Below are 19,677 nucleotides of genomic sequence, written 5' to 3'. Positions count from 1 at the left end.
ACCCACCTTAGATCGGCTGCAACAACCCCATCGACAGCAGCCCCATCAGCACGAGCCCCAGCATCAACCGGTACCAGACGAACGCCGAGTACGAATGCTTCGACACGTACTTCAACAACCACGCGATCGTCGCGTACCCCACCACGAACGAGATCAACGTCGCCACGATCATCTGCGGAATCGACGCCTGCACACCCGTGCCCGAACGCTCCAGCACGTCCGGAATGGAGAACAACCCCGCCCCGAACACCGCCGGAATCGCCAGCAGGAACGAGTACCGCGCCGCCGCCTCCCGCGTCAGCCCCAGGAACAGACCCGCCGTCAACGTGCCACCCGAACGAGACACACCCGGGATGAGCGCCAGCGCCTGCGCCAGCCCCATCCCGATCGCGTCCTTCATCCGCAGCTCGTCCCGCTGCTGCTTGGCCATGTGATCCGCCAGACCCAGCAGCAGACCGAACACCACCAGCATCGTCGCCGTGATCCACAGGTTCCGCGCCGACGTCCGGATCTCGTCCTTGAGCAGGTAACCGAGAACCGAGATCGGCACGGAACCGATGATCACGTACCAGGCGAGCCGGTAGTCCTTCTCCTTGCGCGCCTCCGCGCTGAAGAGGCCGCGGAACCAGGCGCTGATGAAGCGCCCGATGTCCTTGGCGAAGTAGATCAACACCGCCACCTCGGTACCCAACTGGATCACCGCGGTGAACGAAGCGCCCGCGTCGTTGCCGAAGAACAGCGTCGACGTGATGCGCAGGTGCGCACTGCTGGAAATCGGCAGGAATTCCGTCAGTCCTTGGACCAGTCCGAGGACCAGAGCCTGCAACCAGCTCAACTACCCACTCCTGCCAGATCCAAAGCCTCGGCCGCGGTCCGAAGACCCGCGATCCCCTGCTCCAGATCTTGCAGCATCGGCGAAACGGACAGCGTGGTGACCCCCGCGGCAGCGAGCGCCTTCATCTTGTCTGCTATGCGCTCCTTCGGGCCCAGCAACGACGTCGCGTCCAGGAACTCCAGCGGAATCGCCGCCATCGCCCCCGCGTAGTCACGCGACAGGTACTTCTCCTGGATCTCCTCGGCCTGATCCGGGAAACCCATGCGCACCATCAGGTTGTTGTAGAAGTTCTGCTTACGCGAACCCATACCGCCCACGTACAACGCCGTGTACGCGCGAACCGGGTCCGCACACGCCTTCCAGTCGTCACCGACGATCAAGGGGACGGTGGGAACGACGTCGAAGCCGTCCATCGTCAACCCGGCCTTCTCCCGGCCCGCCTTCACACTGGCCAGCGACTCCGCCGAGTACTCCGGCGAGAAGAAGATCGCCAACCAGCCGTCCGCGATCTCACCCGTCAGCTCCAGGTTCTTCGGGCCGACCGCAGCGAGGTAGATCGGAATCTTCTCCCGCACGGGATGGACGGTCAGCTGCAGCGCCTTACCGGGACCGTCAGGAAGAGGAAGGGTGTAGTGCTCACCCTCGTAACGCAGCTTCTCGCGAGACAGCGCCTTCTTCACGATCTCCACATACTCACGCGTGCGCGCCAACGGCTTGTCGAACCGCACACCGTGCCAACCCTCCGACACCTGCGGACCCGACACACCGAGACCCATCCGAAACCGCCCACCGGACAACGTGTCCAAAGTGGCCCCGGTCATCGCGGCCATCGCCGGCGTCCGCGCCGGAATCTGGAAGATCGCGCTACCGACGTCGATGCGTTCGGTCTGCGCGGCCACCCACGCGAGCACCGTCGGCGCGTCGGAGCCATAGGCCTCCGCGGCCCACACCACCGAAAAACCGAGTCGGTCGGCCTCTTTGGCCAGCTCAAGGTTCGCGGCGTCGTTGCCGGCGCCCCAGTATCCGAGGTTCAGTCCGAGCTTCACACGGCGAGACCCTACCGGTCAGTAACACCGATTGCCAGGCTCAGCCGATGATCACCCCTTAGCATCGCGCACGTGGAACAGCGATACCTCGGCCGCAGCGGCCTCCGCGTGTCCAGGACGGCACTGGGCACGATGACGTGGGGCCGCGACACCGACGCGGACGAGGCCGCCACCCAGCTCATGGCCTTCGCCGACGCCGGCGGCACCCTCATCGACACCGCCGACGTCTACTCCGAAGGCGAAGCCGAACGCCTCCTCGGCACCCTGCTCGGCGAAGTCGTCCCCCGCGACGAACTCGTCCTCGCCACCAAGGCCGTCGCCCGCCGCACCGAAGGCCCCTTCGGCGGAGGCGCCTCCCGCGGCGCACTCCTGACCGCCCTCGACGGCTCCCTGCGCCGCATCGGCGTCGACCACATCGACCTGTGGCAACTGCACGCCTGGGACGCCGGCGTCCCCATCGAGGAATCACTGTCCGCCCTCGACCACGCCATCTCCTCCGGCAAGGTCCGCTACGCCGGCATCTCCAACTACAGCGGCTGGCAGCTCGCCACCGCCGCCCTCACGCCCACCACGTTCCCGCTGATCTCCACCCAGGTCGAGTACTCCCTGCTCGAACGCGGCATCGAACGCGAGGTCGCACCCGCCGCCCTGCACCACGGACTCGGCCTGCTGCCCTGGGCACCCCTCGGCCGCGGAGTGCTCACCGGCAAGTACCGCAACGGCACACCACCGGACTCCCGCGGCGCCTCCGCCCACTTCGCCGGCTACGTCGAGCAGCACCGCAACGAACGCGCCGCCCGCATCGTGCAGGCCGTCTCCACCGCCGCGGAAGGCCTCGGCACCTCCGCACTGTGCGTCGCCCTGGCCTGGGTGCGCGACCGGCCCGGCGTGATCGCCCCCGTGGTCGGCGCACGCGACACGAACCAGCTCATCGCCTCACTCGAAGCCGAGCAGCTCACCCTGCCACCGGCGATCAGGGCGGCACTGGACGACGTCAGCGCCATCGAGCTCGGCTACCCCGAACGCCCCATGCCCTGAGCTGCCCCTACTTCTTGGGTAGTTTCTGATCTGGACGTGATTTGGGGCTGGAGACCTGTTGAGGATTAGTTTCAGGCTACACTGAAGCAATAGAGATAATTGCTGGGCGGAGCGGCCGAACGGGTTTCACCCCACCCCTTGCGTGACCTATGAGCGCCCGTCAGGGATGCTGGAGAGGACGACTTCCGCGAAGGGAACCCGATCTTGCGCCGGCTCGCTGCTCTGCTCCTGACCACCGCCACGCTGGCAGCGTGCGGCCAGAGCGAAGGGTCACAGGATCCCCTGCAGGTCGCGGAGACCCTCGAAGCCGCCAAGCCGGCCCACTCCCCCGCCCAGAACGCCACCCCGCCCGGCGAGATCACGCCCGGCGGCACGTTCACCGAAGGCGGCACCACACTGAAGTTCCAGGTCAACGGCCGTGACGTCGAGCTCGACCGGCTGCGCAGCGCTGTCTTCGAGATGACCACCGACGACAAGGGCACCGAGACCAGGGGCGCGGGCCTGCGAGCCGGCGACGGCGCCACCAACGGCGTCCCGGACCGCTTCGGACGCCTGCTCGTGGTCGACACGCGCGGCGGCGAGTTCATCGCGTTCTCGATCAACCCGCTGATCATGCGCCAGCGCTACCCCATGCCCGGCACCCCGTACGGCATCGCCTACGACGGCAAGCGCGACATCGCGTGGATCACGCTCACCGACCGCAACGAGGTCGTCGGACTCAACGTCGCCGCGGGCGAACCAGCCGAGAAGTACCGGTTCCCCACCGTGCGTCAGCCCAACACCGTCAGCGTCGACCAGGAATCCGGACGCGTCACCGTGACGTCCGGCGACAACGGAGGGATACAGGTGATCGCACCATGAACGAAGGGGTGATCGACGGAGACTGGGAATACCGGCCGCTGCGTCTGCCGCCCGGCATCTCCCGCCGAACCGCGACCACGCAGCTGGCCATCCAGGCCGAGTTCGCCGGCTGGGAACTGTCCCGCACGCTGCTCTACAGCGACGGCTCCCGCAAGATGTGGCTGCGCCGCAAGCGCCAGCCCGCGTTGCTGCCAGGCCTCATCACCTGACGACAACGGCGGAGCCGAACGCACCCGCCTCGCACTCCGCGATGAAGTCCGCCGGAAAGCCCCGCTCGAACGGGGCCGACGCCTCCAGGCGCGCGACCGCTTCCGGCGGCAGCACCACCTCGCCCAGGCAGTCCAGCACCTGCTCCGGAGTCCGCGCGCCCACCAGTGGCAGCGCCCCGGACGAACGCAGCCACGCCAACGCCACCTGAGCCGGCGTCGCACCCAGCTCCTCCGCCACAGCCCGCACGGCCCACGCCGCGCGCTGTTCCCGTTCGCTCAGCACCCCAGAACGTTGCGTACCGCCGGACAACTTCCCCGCCGCCAACGGCGCCCACGCCGCGACGGTCAGCCCCAGCGCCGAGGCCATCGGCAGCAACTCCCGCTCCACATCGCGCCGCAACAGGTTGTACGGCACCTGCAACCCCGAGAACGCCGTCCAGTCCCGCCACTCCGCCAGCGTGTTCGCCCTCGCCACGAACCACGCCGGCGCGTCCGACACCCCGACGTAGAGCACCTTGCCCGCCCGCACCACGTCGTCCAGGGCCCGCATCGTCTCCTCGACCGGCGTGTGCCGGTCCCACAGATGCACCCACAACACGTCCACGTAGTCCGTGCGCAACCGCCGCAACGACTGCTCCAGCGACAGCACCAGGTTCTTGCGGTGGTTCCCGCCCGCGTTCGGATCCCCCGCGTCCCGCGACAACGTGTACTTCGTCGCCACCACGAACCGGTCCCGCCGCCCCAGCACCGCGCCGAGCACCTCCTCGCTCTCCCCGTACGCCGAAGCGGTGTCGAGGAAGTTGCCACCGGCGTCGGCGTAGACGTCGATCACCCGCCGCGCCAGGTCCTCGGAACGCAACGTCATCGTGCCCAGCAACAACTCCGAGACACGCAGGCCGGTCCGGCCGAACAGTCGGTATCGCATGATCCACAGCATCACCGCGGACGACGAACGCAGGGAGACCCGCCCAGGGCCCCTCTAAACTGCGCCGTCATGGCCGACAACGCACTGGGCCGCTTCCTGCGCGCCCGCCGCGAAGCCACCACACCCCCGAGCACCGAACGCCGCCGCACCCCGGGACTGCGCCGCGGCGAGCTCGCCGACCGCGCCCGCATCAGCGTCGAGTACCTCACCCGCCTCGAACGCGGCACCGACCGCTCCCCCTCCGGCCAGGTCCTGTCCGCCCTCGCCGACGCGCTGGCCATGACCGCGGACGAGCGCGTCCACCTGTACCGCCTGATCAAGGCCGGCACGAACTGCGCTCCTCCCCCGCCACCGCCGCTGCGACCGACCGTGCGAGCCACGCTGGACGCCCTCGAACCCACCGCGGCCGCCGTCCTGTCCCCCGCTGGTGACGTCCTGGCGAGCACCGCGCGGTTCCGCGAGATCTCCGGCCTGAACGACGAGCAGAACCTCATCCGCTTCGCGTTCAGTCCCGAGTCGAAGGCCCACTACCCCGACTGGGACCGGGTGGCGAACGACCGGGCCGCCGCCCTGCGCGCCGCCGCCGACCTGGGCGACCACCAGGCGGCGGTACTCGCGTTCGAGCTCTCCATCACCGCCGGCGCCGCCTTCACCGACCGCTACGACGCCGCGGCGTCCCTGCCGCCCACCACCGGCACCGAACGCTGGGGCCCTCACCTCCTGGTGTTCGAGACGTTGTACCTGCCGGGCGACGGCGAACACCGGTTGATGATCTATTTTAGTCACCACTGAAGCTATAGAGCATGACGAGACACAGGCGGATGAAACAATCACCGTCATGCCCCGCCCGGAGAAACCGCTCGACCCGTTCGCCGGGCCCGTCGAACAGTTCGCGTTCGACCTGCGCAAGCTCCGCGAAAAGGCCGGCTCCCCCGGCTACCGCGAACTCGGCAGGCTCAGCCACTACTCCGCCAGCACCCTCGCCGACGCCGCCCGCGGCCAGCGCCTGCCCAGCCTCGCCGTGGCGCTCGCGTTCGTCCGGGCCTGCGGCGGCGACGAGGAGCTGTGGGAACAGCGCTGGCGTGAGATCGGCGAGTCCGAGCCGAACCAGCCGCAGGCCGACTCCCCCTACGTCGGTCTCAAGGCGTTCACCGAGGACGACGCAGACCGCTTCTTCGGCCGGGAACGGCTTGTCGGCAAGCTGCTGGGCAAGCTCGAGCACCACGACACCGTGCTGGTCATCGGCGCGTCCGGCTCAGGCAAGTCGTCGCTGCTCAGGGCAGGTCTGCTGGCCCGCCTGCCAGGTGAGCTGATCACCCCGGGCACCCACGAGGCGCTCCCGGAGACCGACGGTCTGCTGGTCGTCGACCAGTTCGAGGAGATCTTCGCGCTCCCCCACCGCGACGAGTTCATCGCCGCGCTCACCGAACGCGACGGCCAGACCGTCGTCGGCCTGCGAGCCGACTTCTACGGCCACTGCGCCCGCTACCCCGACCTGGTCAAGGCCATCGAGGACGCCCAGGTGCTGGTCGGCCCGATGACCACCGACGAGCTGCGCAAGGCCATCACCCAACCCGCCGTCGAGGTCGGCTGCGCGCTCGAGACCGGACTCGTCGCCCGCCTCATCGCCGACGCCACCGGCGAACCCGGCGTCCTCCCCCACGTCAGCCACGCACTGCTCGAAACGTGGCAACGCAAGCGCGGCAACACCCTCACGCTCACCAGCTACCACGAGAGCGGCGGCATCGCCCGCGCCATCGCGAACACCGCCGAGAACGCCTACACCGGGCTCGGCGAGCAGCAGCGCGTCCAGGCCCGTCAGGTCTTCCTGCGCCTGATCACCCCCGGCGAGGGCACCGAGGACACCAAACGCCTCGTCAAACGCTCCGAACTCGCGGCGGACGAGGTGGTCGAGCACCTCGCGGCGGCACGCATCCTCACCGTTCACGACGACAGCGTCGAGATCAGCCACGAAGCCGTCATCCGCGGCTGGCCGCGCCTGCGCGACTGGATCGCCGAAGCACGCGACGACCTGCGCGTGCACCGCCGGCTCACCGCCGCGGCCGCCGACTGGGAGGCGCACCACCGCGATCCCGGATCGCTCTACCGAGGCGTGCCGCTCACCCAGGCCTCCGACTGGTCGCAGCGAGAACCCGGCGCCCTCAACGCCGAGGAGCGGGCGTTCCTCGGCGCCAGCAAAGCCGCCGTCGAACACGAGGTCGCCACCGAGAAGCGCCGCACCACCAACCTGCGCCGCGTGGTCGCCTTGCTCGCCGCGCTGCTGCTCGTGGCCACCGCGTCGACCGTGTTCGCCGTGCGCGCCCAACGACAGACCACCGAGCAACGCACCATCGCGCTCGCCCAGAAGGCCATCGCCGAGGCCAACAGCCTGCAGGACCGCGACCCGAGCCTCGCGAGCCAGCTGCGCCTGGCCGCCTACCGCCTCACCGGGCTGCCCGCGGCCCGCGACGCCCTGCTCAGCACCTTCGCCGCACCCCAGGTCACCGTCGTACGAGGTCACCAGGAACCGGCGTCGTTCGCCGTGTTCAGTCCGGACGGCAAGATCCTGGCCACCGCGGCCGACGACCGGACGATGATCATCTGGGACTTCACCGACCCCTTCCACCCCAGTGAGCTCGGCCGCGTCCACGCCGGCGGCAACGCCACCCACGGCATGGCGTTCAGTCCGGACAGCGGGACGATCGCCGCCGCGGGCTGGGACGGTCTCATCCGCCTGTTCGACGTCACCGACCCGCGCAGACCAGTCGAGAAGGCCCGCGTGTCCGGCCACGAGGGCCAGGTGCAGGCCGTGCAGTTCACCCCGGACGGCCGCTCACTCGTCAGCAGCGGCCAGGACCGGACCATCAGGATCTGGGACATCTCCGGCCCCGCCACGCTCGTGCGCACCATCCAGGCCCACGACCAGAACGTGCACGCCGTCTCGCTCAACCGTGACGGCACCACCATCGCCTCGGCGGCATGGGACGGCACGGTCAAGCTATGGGACCTGGCGACCGGCACCCAGCTGTCCGTCATCGACGCCACCCCCGGCGACTACGCGGTCGACGGCGTCGCCTTCTCCCCTGACGGCCGGACGATCGCCACCGGTGCCGACAACGGCGACGTTCGCCTGTGGGACGTCACCGACCAGCGCGCTCCCGCGCTGCTCAGCGTCGCGAGCGGGCACTCCTTCTCGGTTCACGCGGTCGCGTTCTCCCCCGACGGCAGGTTCCTCGCCAGCGGCGGCGGCGACAAGACGATGCGGCTGTGGAACGTCACCGACCCTCGCGACGTCCGGATCGCCGCGGTGCTGGGCGGGCACACGGACGCCCTGGGGTCGGTGACCTTCAGCTCCGACTCGCGCAGGATGGTCACCGCCACCACGGACGCCGAGGTCAGGGTGCTCGACCTGGCCAACCTGAACTACCCGCGGCACAAGCACACCGTGTGGAAACTCGACTACGACAAGCAGGGACGGTACTTCGCGACCGTCGCTGAGGACGGCGCCATCAAGCTGTGGCGGCCCGACGACCGGCATGCCGAGGAGATCTCCACGCTGCCCGCGTTCGCCCCCGACGACGAGACGATGACGCTCGACATCAGCCCCACCGGCAACGTCCTGTTCTCGTCGTCCACGACCACCGCCGCCCTGTGGGACGTCGGCGACCCGGCCAAGCCGCGCCTGCTGACCAAGGCGATCACCTGGAACGTCCCGATCGTCGGCGCCACGTTCAGCCACGACGGCAAGATGCTCGTCGTCGCCGAGGACGACGGTGTGATCGGGCTCTGGAACGTCTCCGACCCGGCCGCTCCGGTCAGGACAGGGGGATTCAGCGTCCCCAAGACCGACACCGTCTGGCAGGTCGAACTCTCCCAGGACGACCGCACGCTGGTGATCGCGAGCGGCAGCCGGGAGCTCCAGCTCTGGGACGTCAGCGATCCCGCCAAGCCGCGGGCGTACCCGGCGCTCAAGACCGACGGCAACCCCGACCCCATCCGCCGCGGCGGGCAGGCGGGCCGGGACGAGGTGTTCACCGTCGTGATCCACGGCAACGTCATGGCGTTCGCGAACCAGGGCGCGAGCGGCGCGCTGTACGACATCAGCGATCCCGCACAGCCGCGCAAGCTCGCGTCCCTGCCCAATGACGGCGGCCCGTTGCAGCGCCTGGCCGTCTCCCCCGACGGCACCCTCGTCGCGGCCGGCACGACCGACGACGTCGTCCGCGTGTGGGACGTGAGCGATCCCCGAAACCCCCAGGTCCGGGCAGTGCTGCACGGTCACGCGGAACGGGTGTGGGGCGTGGCCTTCGCGCCGGACAACAGGACGCTCGCGACGGCGGGCGCGGACCGCACTGTCCGCGTCTGGGACCTCGACGTCGAGGCCACCGCCACCCACGTGTGCGCCACTACGACGGCGCACCTGTCCAGTCGTCACTGGGAGCACTACTTCCCCGGGGTCGACCCGAGGCCCCTCTGCTGACCAACACCGTTCCCCTTTCCTCTTGACCGCATTTGTAGTGCGAAAACGTTGTGTGGTGTCGATGTCCGGGTGCCTTACAACAACGTTCGCGCAACGTGGGACGGTGACCGGCGAAAGGTGATCCTTCAGTCAACACTGAAGCAATAAAATGCACCGAACTGGTTGTAGATGTGATCAGATTCTGGGTCATGGAGCTCGTGCCGCACGAAGTCGGGGTCGCTCACAGCGCACTGCCGCACGACGAAACGTCCGCCCGTGCCCTGCTCGCGCATGCCGCGGCGCAGGGCCTGCACACCGTGGTCGTCACCGCCGAGGAAGGTGACGAACGCGCCATAGCCGTCCTGCGCGAACTCCGCGCGGAATGGCACACCGAGGACGGCCGGGTCACCGCCCAGCTCGACACGGACGCCGAGGGCCAGCTCGCCCACCTCTGGGGACTCACGGCGGACGAGCGGGCCGCGTGGCTCGCCGCGTTCCCCCGCCACGACGACCCGAACTGGTGGATGCACCGCCTGCTGGTGCTCAACCACCACCCGGAGTGGGCGCCGCTGAAGGACTGGCTGGTCGACGAGCACGTGCGGCTCTTCGGCCGTCCGCCGGGAAGGCGGCGTTCTAGCGCGGCAGGCCGCTGAAGTCGGGCTGGCGGAACCGCTGGATCCAGGGGATCGGGTCCTCCTTCGGGGTGTCCCGATCCGGCTGGACCGCGGCGAACGTCAGCACCGGCACCCTGGGCACGCCCACCGCGATCACGTCGCCGTGCGTCCCGGCGATCCACATGACGCCGGTGTCGGCGATGTTCGCCACCACGTTCAGGTCGGGGATCACGAACTGAACCAGCGCGAGCCCGCCGGGCATCTGCGCGAGCCCGGCGACGTTCTGGTTGGGCTGCCACGGGAACAGCGTGATCGCCACGGGCGTCCACTGCGCCGAGTTCTCGACGGCTCTCACGGCGTCGCGGTACCAGCGGCTGATCTCGATCGCCGTCGGGACGCCCAGCAGACCCAGCGCCGTCATGAGCCCGCCGACGACCAGCCCGGCCGGCGCGAGCGGGAACAGGCTGAGCAGGACCAGCACTCCCCCGAGTCCCGCGGGCACGGCCGACCACAGCCACGACCGCACGCCCCAGCGCATGCCCTTGTAGGCCTTCAGGGTGGCCTCGTCGTCGAGTGGCCTGCCCAGCGGTCGTTCCACGCGCTCCCGTGCGGGGTGGGTCTCGGCGTCGGCCTTCTCGCCCGCCCTGGCGTTCTCCATCTTGGCGAACCCGGCGGCCCTGACGACCGCCTTGCCGGACGCGTCAGGGCCGCAGACGAAGACCTCCTGCCGTTCCAGCACCATGTCCGGCAGGTCCTCGAACCAGCCCTTCAGCACCGTGCCGTCGCCGAGCAGCAGACGGTCGTGCAGGTCGTCGGACTGCTTCTCCGCGACCGTGGCCGGGACCCGCCGCCACGGCTGGTCCAGCAGGCCGCGCCGCACGGCCCTGGTCTCCGACCGGTACATCAGCGGGCCCAGCCCGAACAGGAACGTGACCAGGAACAGCACGACCATCGCGCCGACGTTGCCGGGGGTGGTGGCCAGGAACAGGCACGCCACGCCGAAGGCGCCCGTCACGACGGCGATGCCGCCCAGCGTCGTCGCGCCCCAGCGCAGGTCCTGCAGGATCAGGCCGGTGGACCAGTCGTCCTTCGCCGGCACGTCCGTGCGCGGTTCGAGGTACTGCACGCACCAGCCCCCAGCTATGCCTTCGCGGCCACCTCGCGGATCAGGTTCGCGAGCTCCGCCGGTCGTTCCAGCGGAAGCATATGTCCGGCGTCGGCCAGCACGACCGACGTTCCGCCGAACTTCACGGCGTCCGACTCGGGCACCAGCCGGTCCTCGTCCCCCACGACGGCGACCACGGCCTTCTCCTTGGCCACCGTGAGTCCGGCCTCGCGGTCGTAGCGGTCCACGGCGGGCCGGAACAACGCGACGGTCTCCGGCCAGTGCCCCCACACCATGTCCGCGGTCAGTTCCACGTCCTCGGCCGCCGGCTGGTCGCCGAACAGCCACCACCGCAGCCCGGCGGTCTTGGTCGGCTCGATCCTCTCCCGCACCGCGCGCACGATCGGCCCGAACGCCCGTTCCAGCTCCCGCACGAGCTTGCCCACGGCCTTGGGCCACGCGAGCGCGGTCTCGGACATGCCGCTCGCCGCCGTGGACACGAAGACGTTGCCCAGCACCCGCTGCCGGAACAGCCGCGGCCTGCGTTCGGCCATCGCGAGCGCCGCCATGCCGCCCATCGAGTGCCCGGCGATCACGACCTGGCCCTGCGGCACCGCGCGTTCGATCAGTTCGCCCAGGTCCTCCCCGAGCTGGTCGATCGTGGCGGTCTCCTTGGACGCGCCGCCCGATTTGCCGTGGCCGCGATGGTCGTACGCGATGACCTGGAAGTCCTGGCTCAGCTGCGCCACTACCTTGTGCCAGCTGCGGTGGTCGAGCGCGTAGCCGTGCGCGAGCACGACCGTCACCGGCGCCTCGGGATCCCCCGCTCGCATCACGTTGAGCTCGGTCCCGTCCTCCAGCCGCACCATGCGCAGTCCTTTCGCCGTGTCGTCTGTTCGTCCTAACGAGACAACACGGTTCCAGGACACGCCCTAAATGCGGCCGAGCACCACTTCGGGTGGCATCTTCCCGCCACCGACGCCCGGCACCCCGCGGAAGCCGTAGGCCGTCGCCTTCCCGCCGGGCTGGATGATCCAGGCCTCCCCCGGTTCGCTCTGCGCCAGCACGGTCTGCAGCGCCTCGGCGACGTCGGACGGCGTCAGCAACGGGAACGCGACGGAGTTGAACTCCTCCTTCGCCGCGCCCAGCAGCAACGTGTCGACGAACCCGGGACACAGCGCGGAGACCGTGATGTTGTCGCCGGCCAGCGCCTTGCCCGCCGCCCGCGCGTACCCGACGACCGCGTGCTTGGTCAGCGTGTACAGCGGATCGGCGGGCATCGCCGTCAGCCCGGCCAGCGACGCGGTGATCACGATCTTCCCGCCGCCCTGCCGCCGCAGCGCCGGGACGGCGGCGCAGAGCCCGTAGACGACGTGGTCGACGTTGACCCCGACCAGCTTGCGGTAGCGGGCGACGTCCAGGGCGTCGTCCACTCCCCTCTGCCCGCCACCGATCCCGGCGTTGAGGAGCACGACGTCGAGGCGTCCGAGCTCCTTCTCGACCTGCTCCACGACCGCGGGCATGGTCTCGGGATCGGAGACGTCACCGGCGATGGCGATGCCGCCCACCGCGGACGCGACCCGGTGCGCGCCGGCGGCGTCGAGGTCGAGCACCGCCACCCGCGCGCCGAGCTTCGCGAGCCGGTGCACGGCGGCGGAGCCGATTCCTCGCGCTCCGCCCGTGACCAGCGCGACCTGACCGGTCAAATCCACAGTGGACACGACACCACTCCTCAGCTGTTGCGCAGGAATCGGTCGAGGACCCGGACGCCGAACTTCAGGGCGTCCACGGGCACGCGCTCGTCCACGCCGTGGAAGAGCCCGGAGAAGTCGAGGTCGGCGGGCAGCTTCAGCGGCGAGAAGCCGAAGTTGCGGATCCCGAGCTGCTGGAACGACTTGGCGTCGGTGCCGCCGGAGAGCATGTACGGCAGCACGCGGGCGCCGGGGTCCTCGGCGAGCAGCGACGCCGTCATCGCGTCCACCAGGGCGCCGTCGAACGTCGTCTCGACCGGCGGCAGGCCGACCCATTCGCGTTCCACGTCCGGGCCGAGGAGCTCGGCGAGCTCGCGGTCGAACGCCTCCTCGCGGCCCGGCAGGATCCGGCAGTCCACAGTGGCCTCGGCGGTCGACGGGATGACGTTCGCCTTGTACCCGGCGGAGAGCATGGTCGGGTTCGCGGTGTCGCGCAGCGTCGCGCCGATCATGCGCGACAGGGCGCCGAGCTTGCCGATCGAGCCCTCGATGTCGTCCTCGGGGAAGTCGAGGCCGGTGATCTCGGTGACACCGTCGAGGAACTCGCGCACGGACGGGCGGATGATCAGCGGCCACTGGTGCTGGTCGAGCTTGGTGACGGCGGCGGCGAGCTTCGCGACGGCGTTGTCGCGGTGGATCATGCTGCCGTGGCCCGCGGTGCCCTTGACCCGCAGCTTGAGCCAGCGGATGCCCTTCTCGGCCGTCTCGACGAGATACGCGCGGACGTCGTCCTTGAGCGTGATCGAGAAGCCGCCGACCTCGCTGATCGCCTCGGTGACGCCCTCGAACAGCTCGGGCCGGTTCTCGACCAGCCACTTCGCGCCGAACAGGCCGCCGGCCTCCTCGTCGGCGAGGAACGCGAACACGATGTCGCGCGGCGGCACGATGTCGTTGCGCTTGAAGTGCCGGGCCAGGGCCAGCGTCATGCCGACCATGTCCTTCATGTCGACGGCGCCGCGGCCCCACACGTACCCGTCCTGCACGGCGCCGGAGAACGGGTGCACCGACCACTCGGAGGCGTCGGCGGGCACGACGTCGAGGTGGCCGTGGACCAGAAGCGCGCCACGGCTGGGATCCGCGCCCTGAAGGCGTGCGACCACGTTGCCGCGGCCCTTGGCCCCGGACTCCACATAGGTCGTCTCGTAGCCGACCTCGGACAGCTTCTCCGCCACCCACTCGGCGGCCTTGCGCTCCCCCACCACCGTGGCGGGATCACCCGTGTTCGTGGTATCGATCCTGATCAGCTCACTGACGAGGGTGACGACCTCGTCTTCCGCCAGTGCCAGTGCGTTCCCCGTTGTGCTCACCCCGTCTTCCTACCACCCGTTTCCCCTTGGCCATCAGTCAGAACACCGACCAGCCCGTGGACGTGGTGAATCGGTCCAACGCGTCCACGCCCGCGAGAGAGTTGCCTCGTGCGTCCAATCCTGGGCTCCAGACGCAGATCGCGCACTTCCCGGGAACGACGGCGATGATGCCGCCGCCGACGCCGCTCTTGCCCGGCAGGCCGACGCGGTAGGCGAACTGGCCGGCGGCGTCGTAGGTGCCGCACGTGAGCATCACGGCGTTGACGCGTTTCGCGCCGCTGACGCCGAGCAGCCGCGTGCCGTCGTTGCGGACGCCGTGGCGGGCGAGGAACAGGGTGGCGCGGGCAAGATCAGCGCAGCTCATCGCGATAGAACACTGCCGCACGTACTCGTGCACCACGACGTCGACAGGGTTGCGCATGTTGCCGTAGGAGGCCATGAAGTGCGCGAGCGCGCGGTTGCGGTCGCTGTGGTCCATCTCCGACTTGGCGACCTCGGGGTCGACGCCGATCTGCGCGTTTCCGCTCTCCTGGCGCAGGAACGCGAGCAGCCGGTCGGCGGCGCCGAGGCCGAGGTGGTCGGTGACGACGACGGCGCCCGCGTTGATGAACGGGTTGCGCGGGATGCCCTGCTCGGTCTCCAGCTGGACCAGCGAGTTGAACGGTGACCCGGACGGCTCGCGGCCGACCCGGGTCCACACGTCGTCGTTCTCGGCGAGGGCCAGAGCGAGCATGAACACCTTGGAGATGCTCTGGATCGAGAACGGCCTGTCGTAGTCCCCCGCGCCGAAGACCTCGCCGTCCAGGGTGGCGACGGCGAGGCCGAAGGCGTGCGGGTCGATCCTGGCCAGTGCCGGGATGTAGTCGGCTACGGCGCCACCTGGCGTGACCTCAGAGGTGATCCGGTCCACCAGTTGCTGGAGCTCCATGGCCGTCATCCCATCACGGGACGGGCCTTACGCCACCGGGAACTCGTGGAACTTGGTGGCCTGGCCGGCCTTGACCGTGCAAGGCGAGTTCACGGTACCGATCCACGTCGGGTCGCCGTTGGAGTAGCGCGGCGTCAGCGCGAGGGTCGCGTTGCCCAGCGAGATCGTCGCCGTACCGGCGTTGGCGAGCGTCAGCGCCGGCAGCGTGCCGGTGGCGACGACCTGGAACGTGCCCGAGCTCGGAACCGCGGTGTTCGGGATGGTCGACGTCGCGGTCACGTTCTGGACGCTGCTCCCGTTGGTCACCGTGACACTGGTGCTCAGCGTGCCGTCGACCGAACGGCCACCGATCCACCACAGGGTGTTGCGGATGTCGTCCGACACGGTGGTGGCCACCGTCGTCGAGGCCGGCGCGGTCGGCACACCGACGGTGGCGGAGTCCGGCGCGTCCGGCGAGGTGACGACGGTCGGCATGTCGTGCGTGCCGGTGATCGAGAACTCGCACACGTAGGTGATGTTCAGCGAGGCGGTCGCGGCGGAACTGGTGCCGGCCGTCGTCACGCTCAGCGCTCCGGCAACCAGAACGACGGCGGCGGCGCGCGCGAAAAGTCCGGTCTTCATCTGCAGGGACCTCCTGAGTACGTCATTGAACTGCAAGAAGGCGGTGTTGCTTTACTCGCCAGTAAAGTAGCCAGCTTTGATTCGGCAAGGCAAGCAAAAACTGTCTTTTGTCACCTGCGTACGAAATGGCTTCCGGTTGTTTGTCAGTCCCGCAGCAACAAATAGTGTGCGCGCAGGGCGAGTTCGAGGGTGAACCGTTCCTCGGCGTCGTGCATTCGGTCGCCGAACAGTTCGTCCAATTGGTTCACGCGGTACCGCACGGTCTGCGGATGGACCTTCAGCCGGGCGGCGACCTCGGGCGCCCCGCCCCGTGCCGACAGCCACACCAGCAGCGTCTCGGCGAGCTTGGTCCGTTGCAGGTCGGTGAGCGGGGCCAGCGGCGCCAGCGCCCGTTCCGCGAGCTGGCGGGCCAGGAACTCGTCGGCGAGCACGGTCAGTTCGACGAGGTGGTCGGCGCAGTCCAGGACCGGCTTCTCGGGCAGCACCTTCTCCTGCGAGAGGGCGAGCACCCGGCGGGCGCAGGCCAGCGACCTGCGCGCGTCCTTCGGGGCCACCGGCAGGCCGACCGCGGCCCGCCACCCCGGCAGTGCTCTGCGCAGCCAGCGCGGCACCGCGGCCGGGTTCGGCACCAGCAGGTACGGCGTGGCGTCCTCGAAGTTGACCAGGACGTCGGCCGGCAGGTCGTCCGCGGGCGCGGCGGACGGCTCCAGCGCGACGGCGACGAGACGGTCGGGCATCGGCCAGGACGCTGCCTTCGCGGCGTCGAGCACGGCCTCCCAGCTGGTCGCGGGATCGCCGACGAGCAGCTCCATCAGCTTGCGCCGCTTGCGTTCCAGCGTGCCCGCGGCGCTCGCCTGCGCGGCCGCGTACCCCTCGACCGACAGGCTCACCAGCTCGTCGACGTGGGCGATCATCGCCTCGCCCAGCACCGACATGAGGCGCAGCGACAGCTCCCGCCGTTCGGCGAACCCGCAGACGTGCCGCCACGCCACCCGCGCACCGATCCGGTAGGCGGCCTGGAGGCTGTCGAGGCTCCGGCCGGACTTGAACTCCCACGCGCCGAGCTTGCGGTGGATGTCGTCGTGCGGATCGGGCTCGGAATCCGGCGCGGCGATGCGGTCGACGAACTTCACCAACGCCTGCCGGATTCCGTCGACCACGTTCTCCCGGAACGTGCTGTATTCCGGAATCGATTTCTCGATCGCCTCGAAAATGCTCACCGAAACGGGCGCCACTTCCATTCGGAGCAACGGCGCCAGTTCGCGCGGGACCGATCTTCTCGGATCGTCCAGCCCAGTCATCCTGGCGAGTGTAGGAGGAAAACGAAACCGGGTCGTTCAGCCAACTGGACCAAATGGTTCACGTGAGGAACAGCCGGGCGATGGCATCGCGCGCGACCAGGAACCCGGCGATGCCGAGAATCCAGCCCGTGGCACCCGCCCCTTTCGCCGCGAACCACGCGCTGATCCTCGTCAGAAACGGCTCGATCCTCGCTCGCAGTGCGAGCCTCCCGCCGAGCAGCAGGAGTGCCGGCACGATCATGACCAGGCAGTATCCGGCGAGCAGCAGCCCGATCTGGGCCGGCCGCAGGTCGGCGGCGCTCATCATCCCGATCGCGCCCAGGTAGGGCAGCATCGTCGCGAGCTCCACCATGCCCGCCAGCACCGCGACACCCGCGAGCGCCACCACGGACCCGTTGGCGTTGACGCGGTTCTGCCACTTCCCGGTGTTCGTCTTCTTCTTGCTGTCGAAGCGGAAGCTGATCGCGAACAGGAACACGCCGATCACCAGTTGGGTCCAGAGGGCCACCTGGTTGTCGAGGTGGCCGGCCAGCCGCTGGGCGCCGAGCACGATCACGATGCCGACGGCGAAGTAGAAGACGGTGATCGTGCCGAGGTAGACGCCGAACCTGCTCAGTTTCAGCCGCCCCGGCGTGAGCATCAGCCAGATCGGGATGAACAACGTCCCGATGCTCGTCGAGTCGAGCAGCGCCAGCCCCGCCAGCGCCGCCACCAGTCCCAGTGTCACGTTCTCCCCCACAGTCGTTCGAGGTGCCGCGCGATCACCCGCCCCGCCACCTCTTCCGTCATCACGTCGGGTTCGAGCGCGCGTTGCGCCGTCACCCCGTCGACCAGGGCGGCGAGCCCGACGGCCTCCCCGCCGTCCAGGCCCGCCGCCTCCAGCACGTGCCGGCACAGATCCCTGATCTGCCGCGCGCCCTCCACATGCCGTTGCAGCAACACGGGATTCGCCGCCGCACGAGCCGCGAACGCCAGCCACACCCGCGCACGTGCCGCGTCGTCCACGAGCGCGATGGCGCACAACGCTTCACGCAGCCGGTCCTGAAGGCTCCCCTCCTGACTCAGGACCGCCTGCACGCGTGCGGTGAGCTCCTCCACGAGCTGGTCCTGCGCGAACAGCAGCAGCTCGTCCTTGCTGCGGAAGTACTTCTGCAGCAGGCCCGTGGTGGCGTTCAGCTCCCTCGCGATCCTGGGCAGGCTCGCCGCGTCCAGCCCCTCGGCGTCGACCACCCGGTAGAGGGCGGCGACCACCTGCCGACGCCGTTCGACGGGATCCGCGCGTTTTGGCACGACCGTGAGATTACGACCTTAATCTGATCACCGCAACTCCCTCGCGCAACCCTGGGACGGCTTGAGGCGTCGAACACGTCGTGAAGCGGTGGATCTGGGCGGCGTTGGCCGCGATTCCGGTCGGGGCGGGCGCGATCTGGTGGGCGTTGCCCGACACCACGAACGTCGCGGTGATCACCGCGATCAACCCCGACGGCACGGTGCAGTGGGTCGACGGCGAGTTCCGGCGAGCCGAGGAGAACAACACCATGGTTCACGAACTGCCCGGTGAGCCGCGGGTGTCGCGGCTCGCCGACGACGTGGTCATCCGCACGCCGTTCGGGTGCGGAGAGCCGCAGGGCCTCACGCTGACGTGGAACGGGCTGGGCGCGCTCGAGTGCACGCGCGCGGAGTTCCTGGCGAAGGGCGATACGCCGTACGCGCCCCGGCTGACGTTCAACGGCGACGGGGAGATCACCGAGATTCAGGGGCGATACCACCCGTAGCCCGTATACCTCTGGTTCATGGACCTCACTGCGGTTCCGCTGGTGGCGTTGCGGGTGTTCCAGGAGGTGGCCGAACGGGGCTCGCTGAGCGCCGCGGCCGCCGCGCTGGGGTACACGCAGTCGGCGGTGTCCCGGCAGATCGCCGCTCTCGAACGGGTCGTGCGCGCGCCGTTGCTCGACCGGCAACGCGATGGCGTGCAGCTGACCGACACCGGGCACGTGCTGCTGCGGCACGCGGGGCTGGTTCTCGCGCAGCTCGACGCCGCGAGCCGTGAGCTGTCCGGGCTGCCGGCCACCGCGGGCACCGTGCGACTCGGGTGGTTCACGAGCGCGGGCGGCACGCTGGTCCCGTCTGCGCTGGCGTCGTTGCGGCGCAGTCATCCGGCGTTGACGGTGACCACGCGCGACGGCACCACCGCGTCCCTCGTGCGCGCGCTGCGAGCGCGCACGGTCGACATCGCGGTGCTCGCGTCCGAGCCGCCGTTCCCGCCGCTGGACGACGAGACGCCGGCGTTGCGGACCAAGGTGCTCGACGAACGCGAGTTGCTGCTGGCCGTGCCGTCGACGCATCCGCTGGCGCACAAGGACTTCATCGAGGTGGCCGACCTGCGCGGCTGGGCGTGGATCGCCGGCCCGCCCGGTTTCGGCGTCTGGCCGGGGCTGGACGAACGGGTGACCGTCGCCCATGTCGCGCGGGACTGGCTGGCGAAGCTTCAGCTCGTGGCGTCCGGTGCGGGCATCACGACGTTGCCCGAACCGTTGGCCGCGTTGGTCCCGTCCGGTGTGCAGGTCATACGGGTGCGCTCAAGAGAGCGCCAGCGCATCGTCGTCGCGTGGCTGAATCTGTCCGAACCGGCGTCCGTGGTGCTGGACGCCCTCGTGCTCCGCGCATGACATCTGTC

The 19,677-nt window shown here is 69.6% G+C and carries 20 protein-coding genes; 8 read left to right on the top strand and 12 right to left on the bottom strand.

Annotated elements, in window-relative coordinates; genetic code table 11:
* Positions 1-7 precede the first annotated feature (7 nt).
* Positions 8-835, bottom strand: a complete 828-nt coding sequence (locus BM417_RS33630; protein WP_093602897.1) for an undecaprenyl-diphosphate phosphatase — start codon at positions 833-835, stop codon at positions 8-10.
* Entirely contained in the window at positions 832-1,881 is a 1,050-nt protein-coding gene (locus BM417_RS33625) for an LLM class F420-dependent oxidoreductase (protein WP_093602895.1), read from the bottom strand. Before BM417_RS33625 ends, BM417_RS33630 begins: the two co-directional genes overlap by 4 nt.
* Positions 1,882-1,953: 72 nt before the next feature.
* Between BM417_RS33625 and BM417_RS33620 the strand changes: the two genes are divergently transcribed.
* The 3 genes from BM417_RS33620 (at position 1,954) to BM417_RS33610 (ending at position 3,989) form a co-directional block, all read left to right on the top strand.
* Entirely contained in the window at positions 1,954-2,919 is a 966-nt protein-coding gene (locus tag BM417_RS33620) for an aldo/keto reductase (protein WP_093602893.1), read from the top strand.
* 204 nt (positions 2,920-3,123) lie between these two features.
* Positions 3,124-3,780, top strand: coding sequence for a YncE family protein (locus tag BM417_RS33615; RefSeq protein WP_143138901.1), 657 nt, complete (start codon positions 3,124-3,126; stop codon positions 3,778-3,780).
* The gene (locus BM417_RS33610) at positions 3,777-3,989 is read left to right on the top strand and encodes a DUF5703 family protein (RefSeq protein WP_093602889.1); all 213 of its coding nucleotides are present in this window, start codon (positions 3,777-3,779) and stop codon (positions 3,987-3,989) included. Before BM417_RS33615 ends, BM417_RS33610 begins: the two co-directional genes overlap by 4 nt.
* Here BM417_RS33610 and BM417_RS33605 read toward each other — a convergent pair.
* Positions 3,982-4,914 carry an aldo/keto reductase gene (locus tag BM417_RS33605; RefSeq protein WP_093603367.1) on the bottom strand — a complete coding sequence of 311 codons (933 nt, stop codon included), beginning with the start codon at positions 4,912-4,914 and terminating at the stop codon, positions 3,982-3,984. The two genes, BM417_RS33610 and BM417_RS33605, sit on opposite strands and share 8 nt — an antisense overlap.
* A 69-nt stretch (positions 4,915-4,983) precedes the next feature.
* Between BM417_RS33605 and BM417_RS33600 the strand changes: the two genes are divergently transcribed.
* From BM417_RS33600 to BM417_RS33590, 3 genes are all read left to right on the top strand, one after another.
* Complete coding sequence (locus BM417_RS33600) at positions 4,984-5,706, top strand: MmyB family transcriptional regulator (protein ID WP_093602887.1); 723 nt, start codon at positions 4,984-4,986, stop codon at positions 5,704-5,706.
* A 46-nt stretch (positions 5,707-5,752) separates the two neighbouring features.
* Positions 5,753-9,394: an nSTAND1 domain-containing NTPase gene (locus BM417_RS33595; protein ID WP_093602885.1), complete on the top strand. Its 3,642-nt coding sequence runs from the start codon at positions 5,753-5,755 to the stop codon at positions 9,392-9,394.
* Between the two features lie 188 nt (positions 9,395-9,582).
* Entirely contained in the window at positions 9,583-10,026 is a 444-nt protein-coding gene (locus BM417_RS33590) for a hypothetical protein (RefSeq protein WP_093602883.1), read from the top strand.
* On the opposite strand, the gene BM417_RS48125 is transcribed toward BM417_RS33590, so the two are convergent.
* The 9 genes from BM417_RS48125 to BM417_RS33545 all read right to left on the bottom strand — a co-directional run bounded on the left by BM417_RS48125 (position 10,007) and on the right by BM417_RS33545 (position 18,290).
* Positions 10,007-11,113 (bottom strand): hypothetical protein, encoded by a 1,107-nt coding sequence (locus tag BM417_RS48125; RefSeq protein WP_093602881.1) that lies wholly within the window; start codon positions 11,111-11,113, stop codon positions 10,007-10,009. The two genes, BM417_RS33590 and BM417_RS48125, sit on opposite strands and share 20 nt — an antisense overlap.
* 14 nt (positions 11,114-11,127) lie before the next feature.
* A complete protein-coding gene (locus BM417_RS33580; protein WP_093602879.1) occupies positions 11,128-11,961 on the bottom strand; it encodes an alpha/beta fold hydrolase in 834 nt (277 codons plus the stop codon).
* 63 nt (positions 11,962-12,024) lie between these two features.
* Complete coding sequence (locus BM417_RS33575) at positions 12,025-12,813, bottom strand: SDR family oxidoreductase (RefSeq protein ID WP_093602877.1); 789 nt, start codon at positions 12,811-12,813, stop codon at positions 12,025-12,027.
* 11 nt (positions 12,814-12,824) lie between these two features.
* Positions 12,825-14,150: a M20/M25/M40 family metallo-hydrolase gene (locus BM417_RS33570; RefSeq protein WP_177320738.1), complete on the bottom strand. Its 1,326-nt coding sequence runs from the start codon at positions 14,148-14,150 to the stop codon at positions 12,825-12,827.
* A 37-nt stretch (positions 14,151-14,187) separates the two neighbouring features.
* On the bottom strand, positions 14,188-15,078 hold the full coding sequence (locus BM417_RS33565; protein WP_093603363.1) for a glutaminase: 891 nt from the start codon (positions 15,076-15,078) through the stop codon (positions 14,188-14,190).
* 27 nt (positions 15,079-15,105) lie between these two features.
* Positions 15,106-15,699, bottom strand: a complete 594-nt coding sequence (locus BM417_RS33560) for a DUF6801 domain-containing protein (RefSeq protein ID WP_093602875.1) — start codon at positions 15,697-15,699, stop codon at positions 15,106-15,108.
* Between the two features lie 143 nt (positions 15,700-15,842).
* Positions 15,843-17,000: a PucR family transcriptional regulator gene (locus BM417_RS33555; protein WP_143138900.1), complete on the bottom strand. Its 1,158-nt coding sequence runs from the start codon at positions 16,998-17,000 to the stop codon at positions 15,843-15,845.
* A 58-nt stretch (positions 17,001-17,058) separates the two neighbouring features.
* A complete protein-coding gene (locus BM417_RS33550; protein WP_093603361.1) occupies positions 17,059-17,727 on the bottom strand; it encodes a GAP family protein in 669 nt (222 codons plus the stop codon).
* Entirely contained in the window at positions 17,724-18,290 is a 567-nt protein-coding gene (locus tag BM417_RS33545; RefSeq protein WP_093602871.1) for a TetR/AcrR family transcriptional regulator, read from the bottom strand. The genes BM417_RS33550 and BM417_RS33545 overlap by 4 nt, the downstream gene beginning before the upstream one ends.
* An 80-nt stretch (positions 18,291-18,370) precedes the next feature.
* Between BM417_RS33545 and BM417_RS33540 the strand changes: the two genes are divergently transcribed.
* Together BM417_RS33540 and BM417_RS33535 are read left to right on the top strand one after the other, a co-directional pair.
* The gene (locus tag BM417_RS33540) at positions 18,371-18,775 is read left to right on the top strand and encodes a hypothetical protein (RefSeq protein WP_093602869.1); all 405 of its coding nucleotides are present in this window, start codon (positions 18,371-18,373) and stop codon (positions 18,773-18,775) included.
* A gap of 18 nt (positions 18,776-18,793) precedes the next feature.
* Positions 18,794-19,669, top strand: a complete 876-nt coding sequence (locus BM417_RS33535; protein ID WP_093602867.1) for a LysR family transcriptional regulator — start codon at positions 18,794-18,796, stop codon at positions 19,667-19,669.
* The last annotated feature ends 8 nt before the right edge of the window (positions 19,670-19,677 follow it).

The organism is Lentzea waywayandensis (assembly GCF_900115955.1).
Lineage (GTDB): Bacteria > Actinomycetota > Actinomycetes > Mycobacteriales > Pseudonocardiaceae > Lentzea > Lentzea waywayandensis.
Note: the sequence above shows the minus strand (reverse complement) of the source record. Positions and strands in the feature narration are given on the sequence as shown.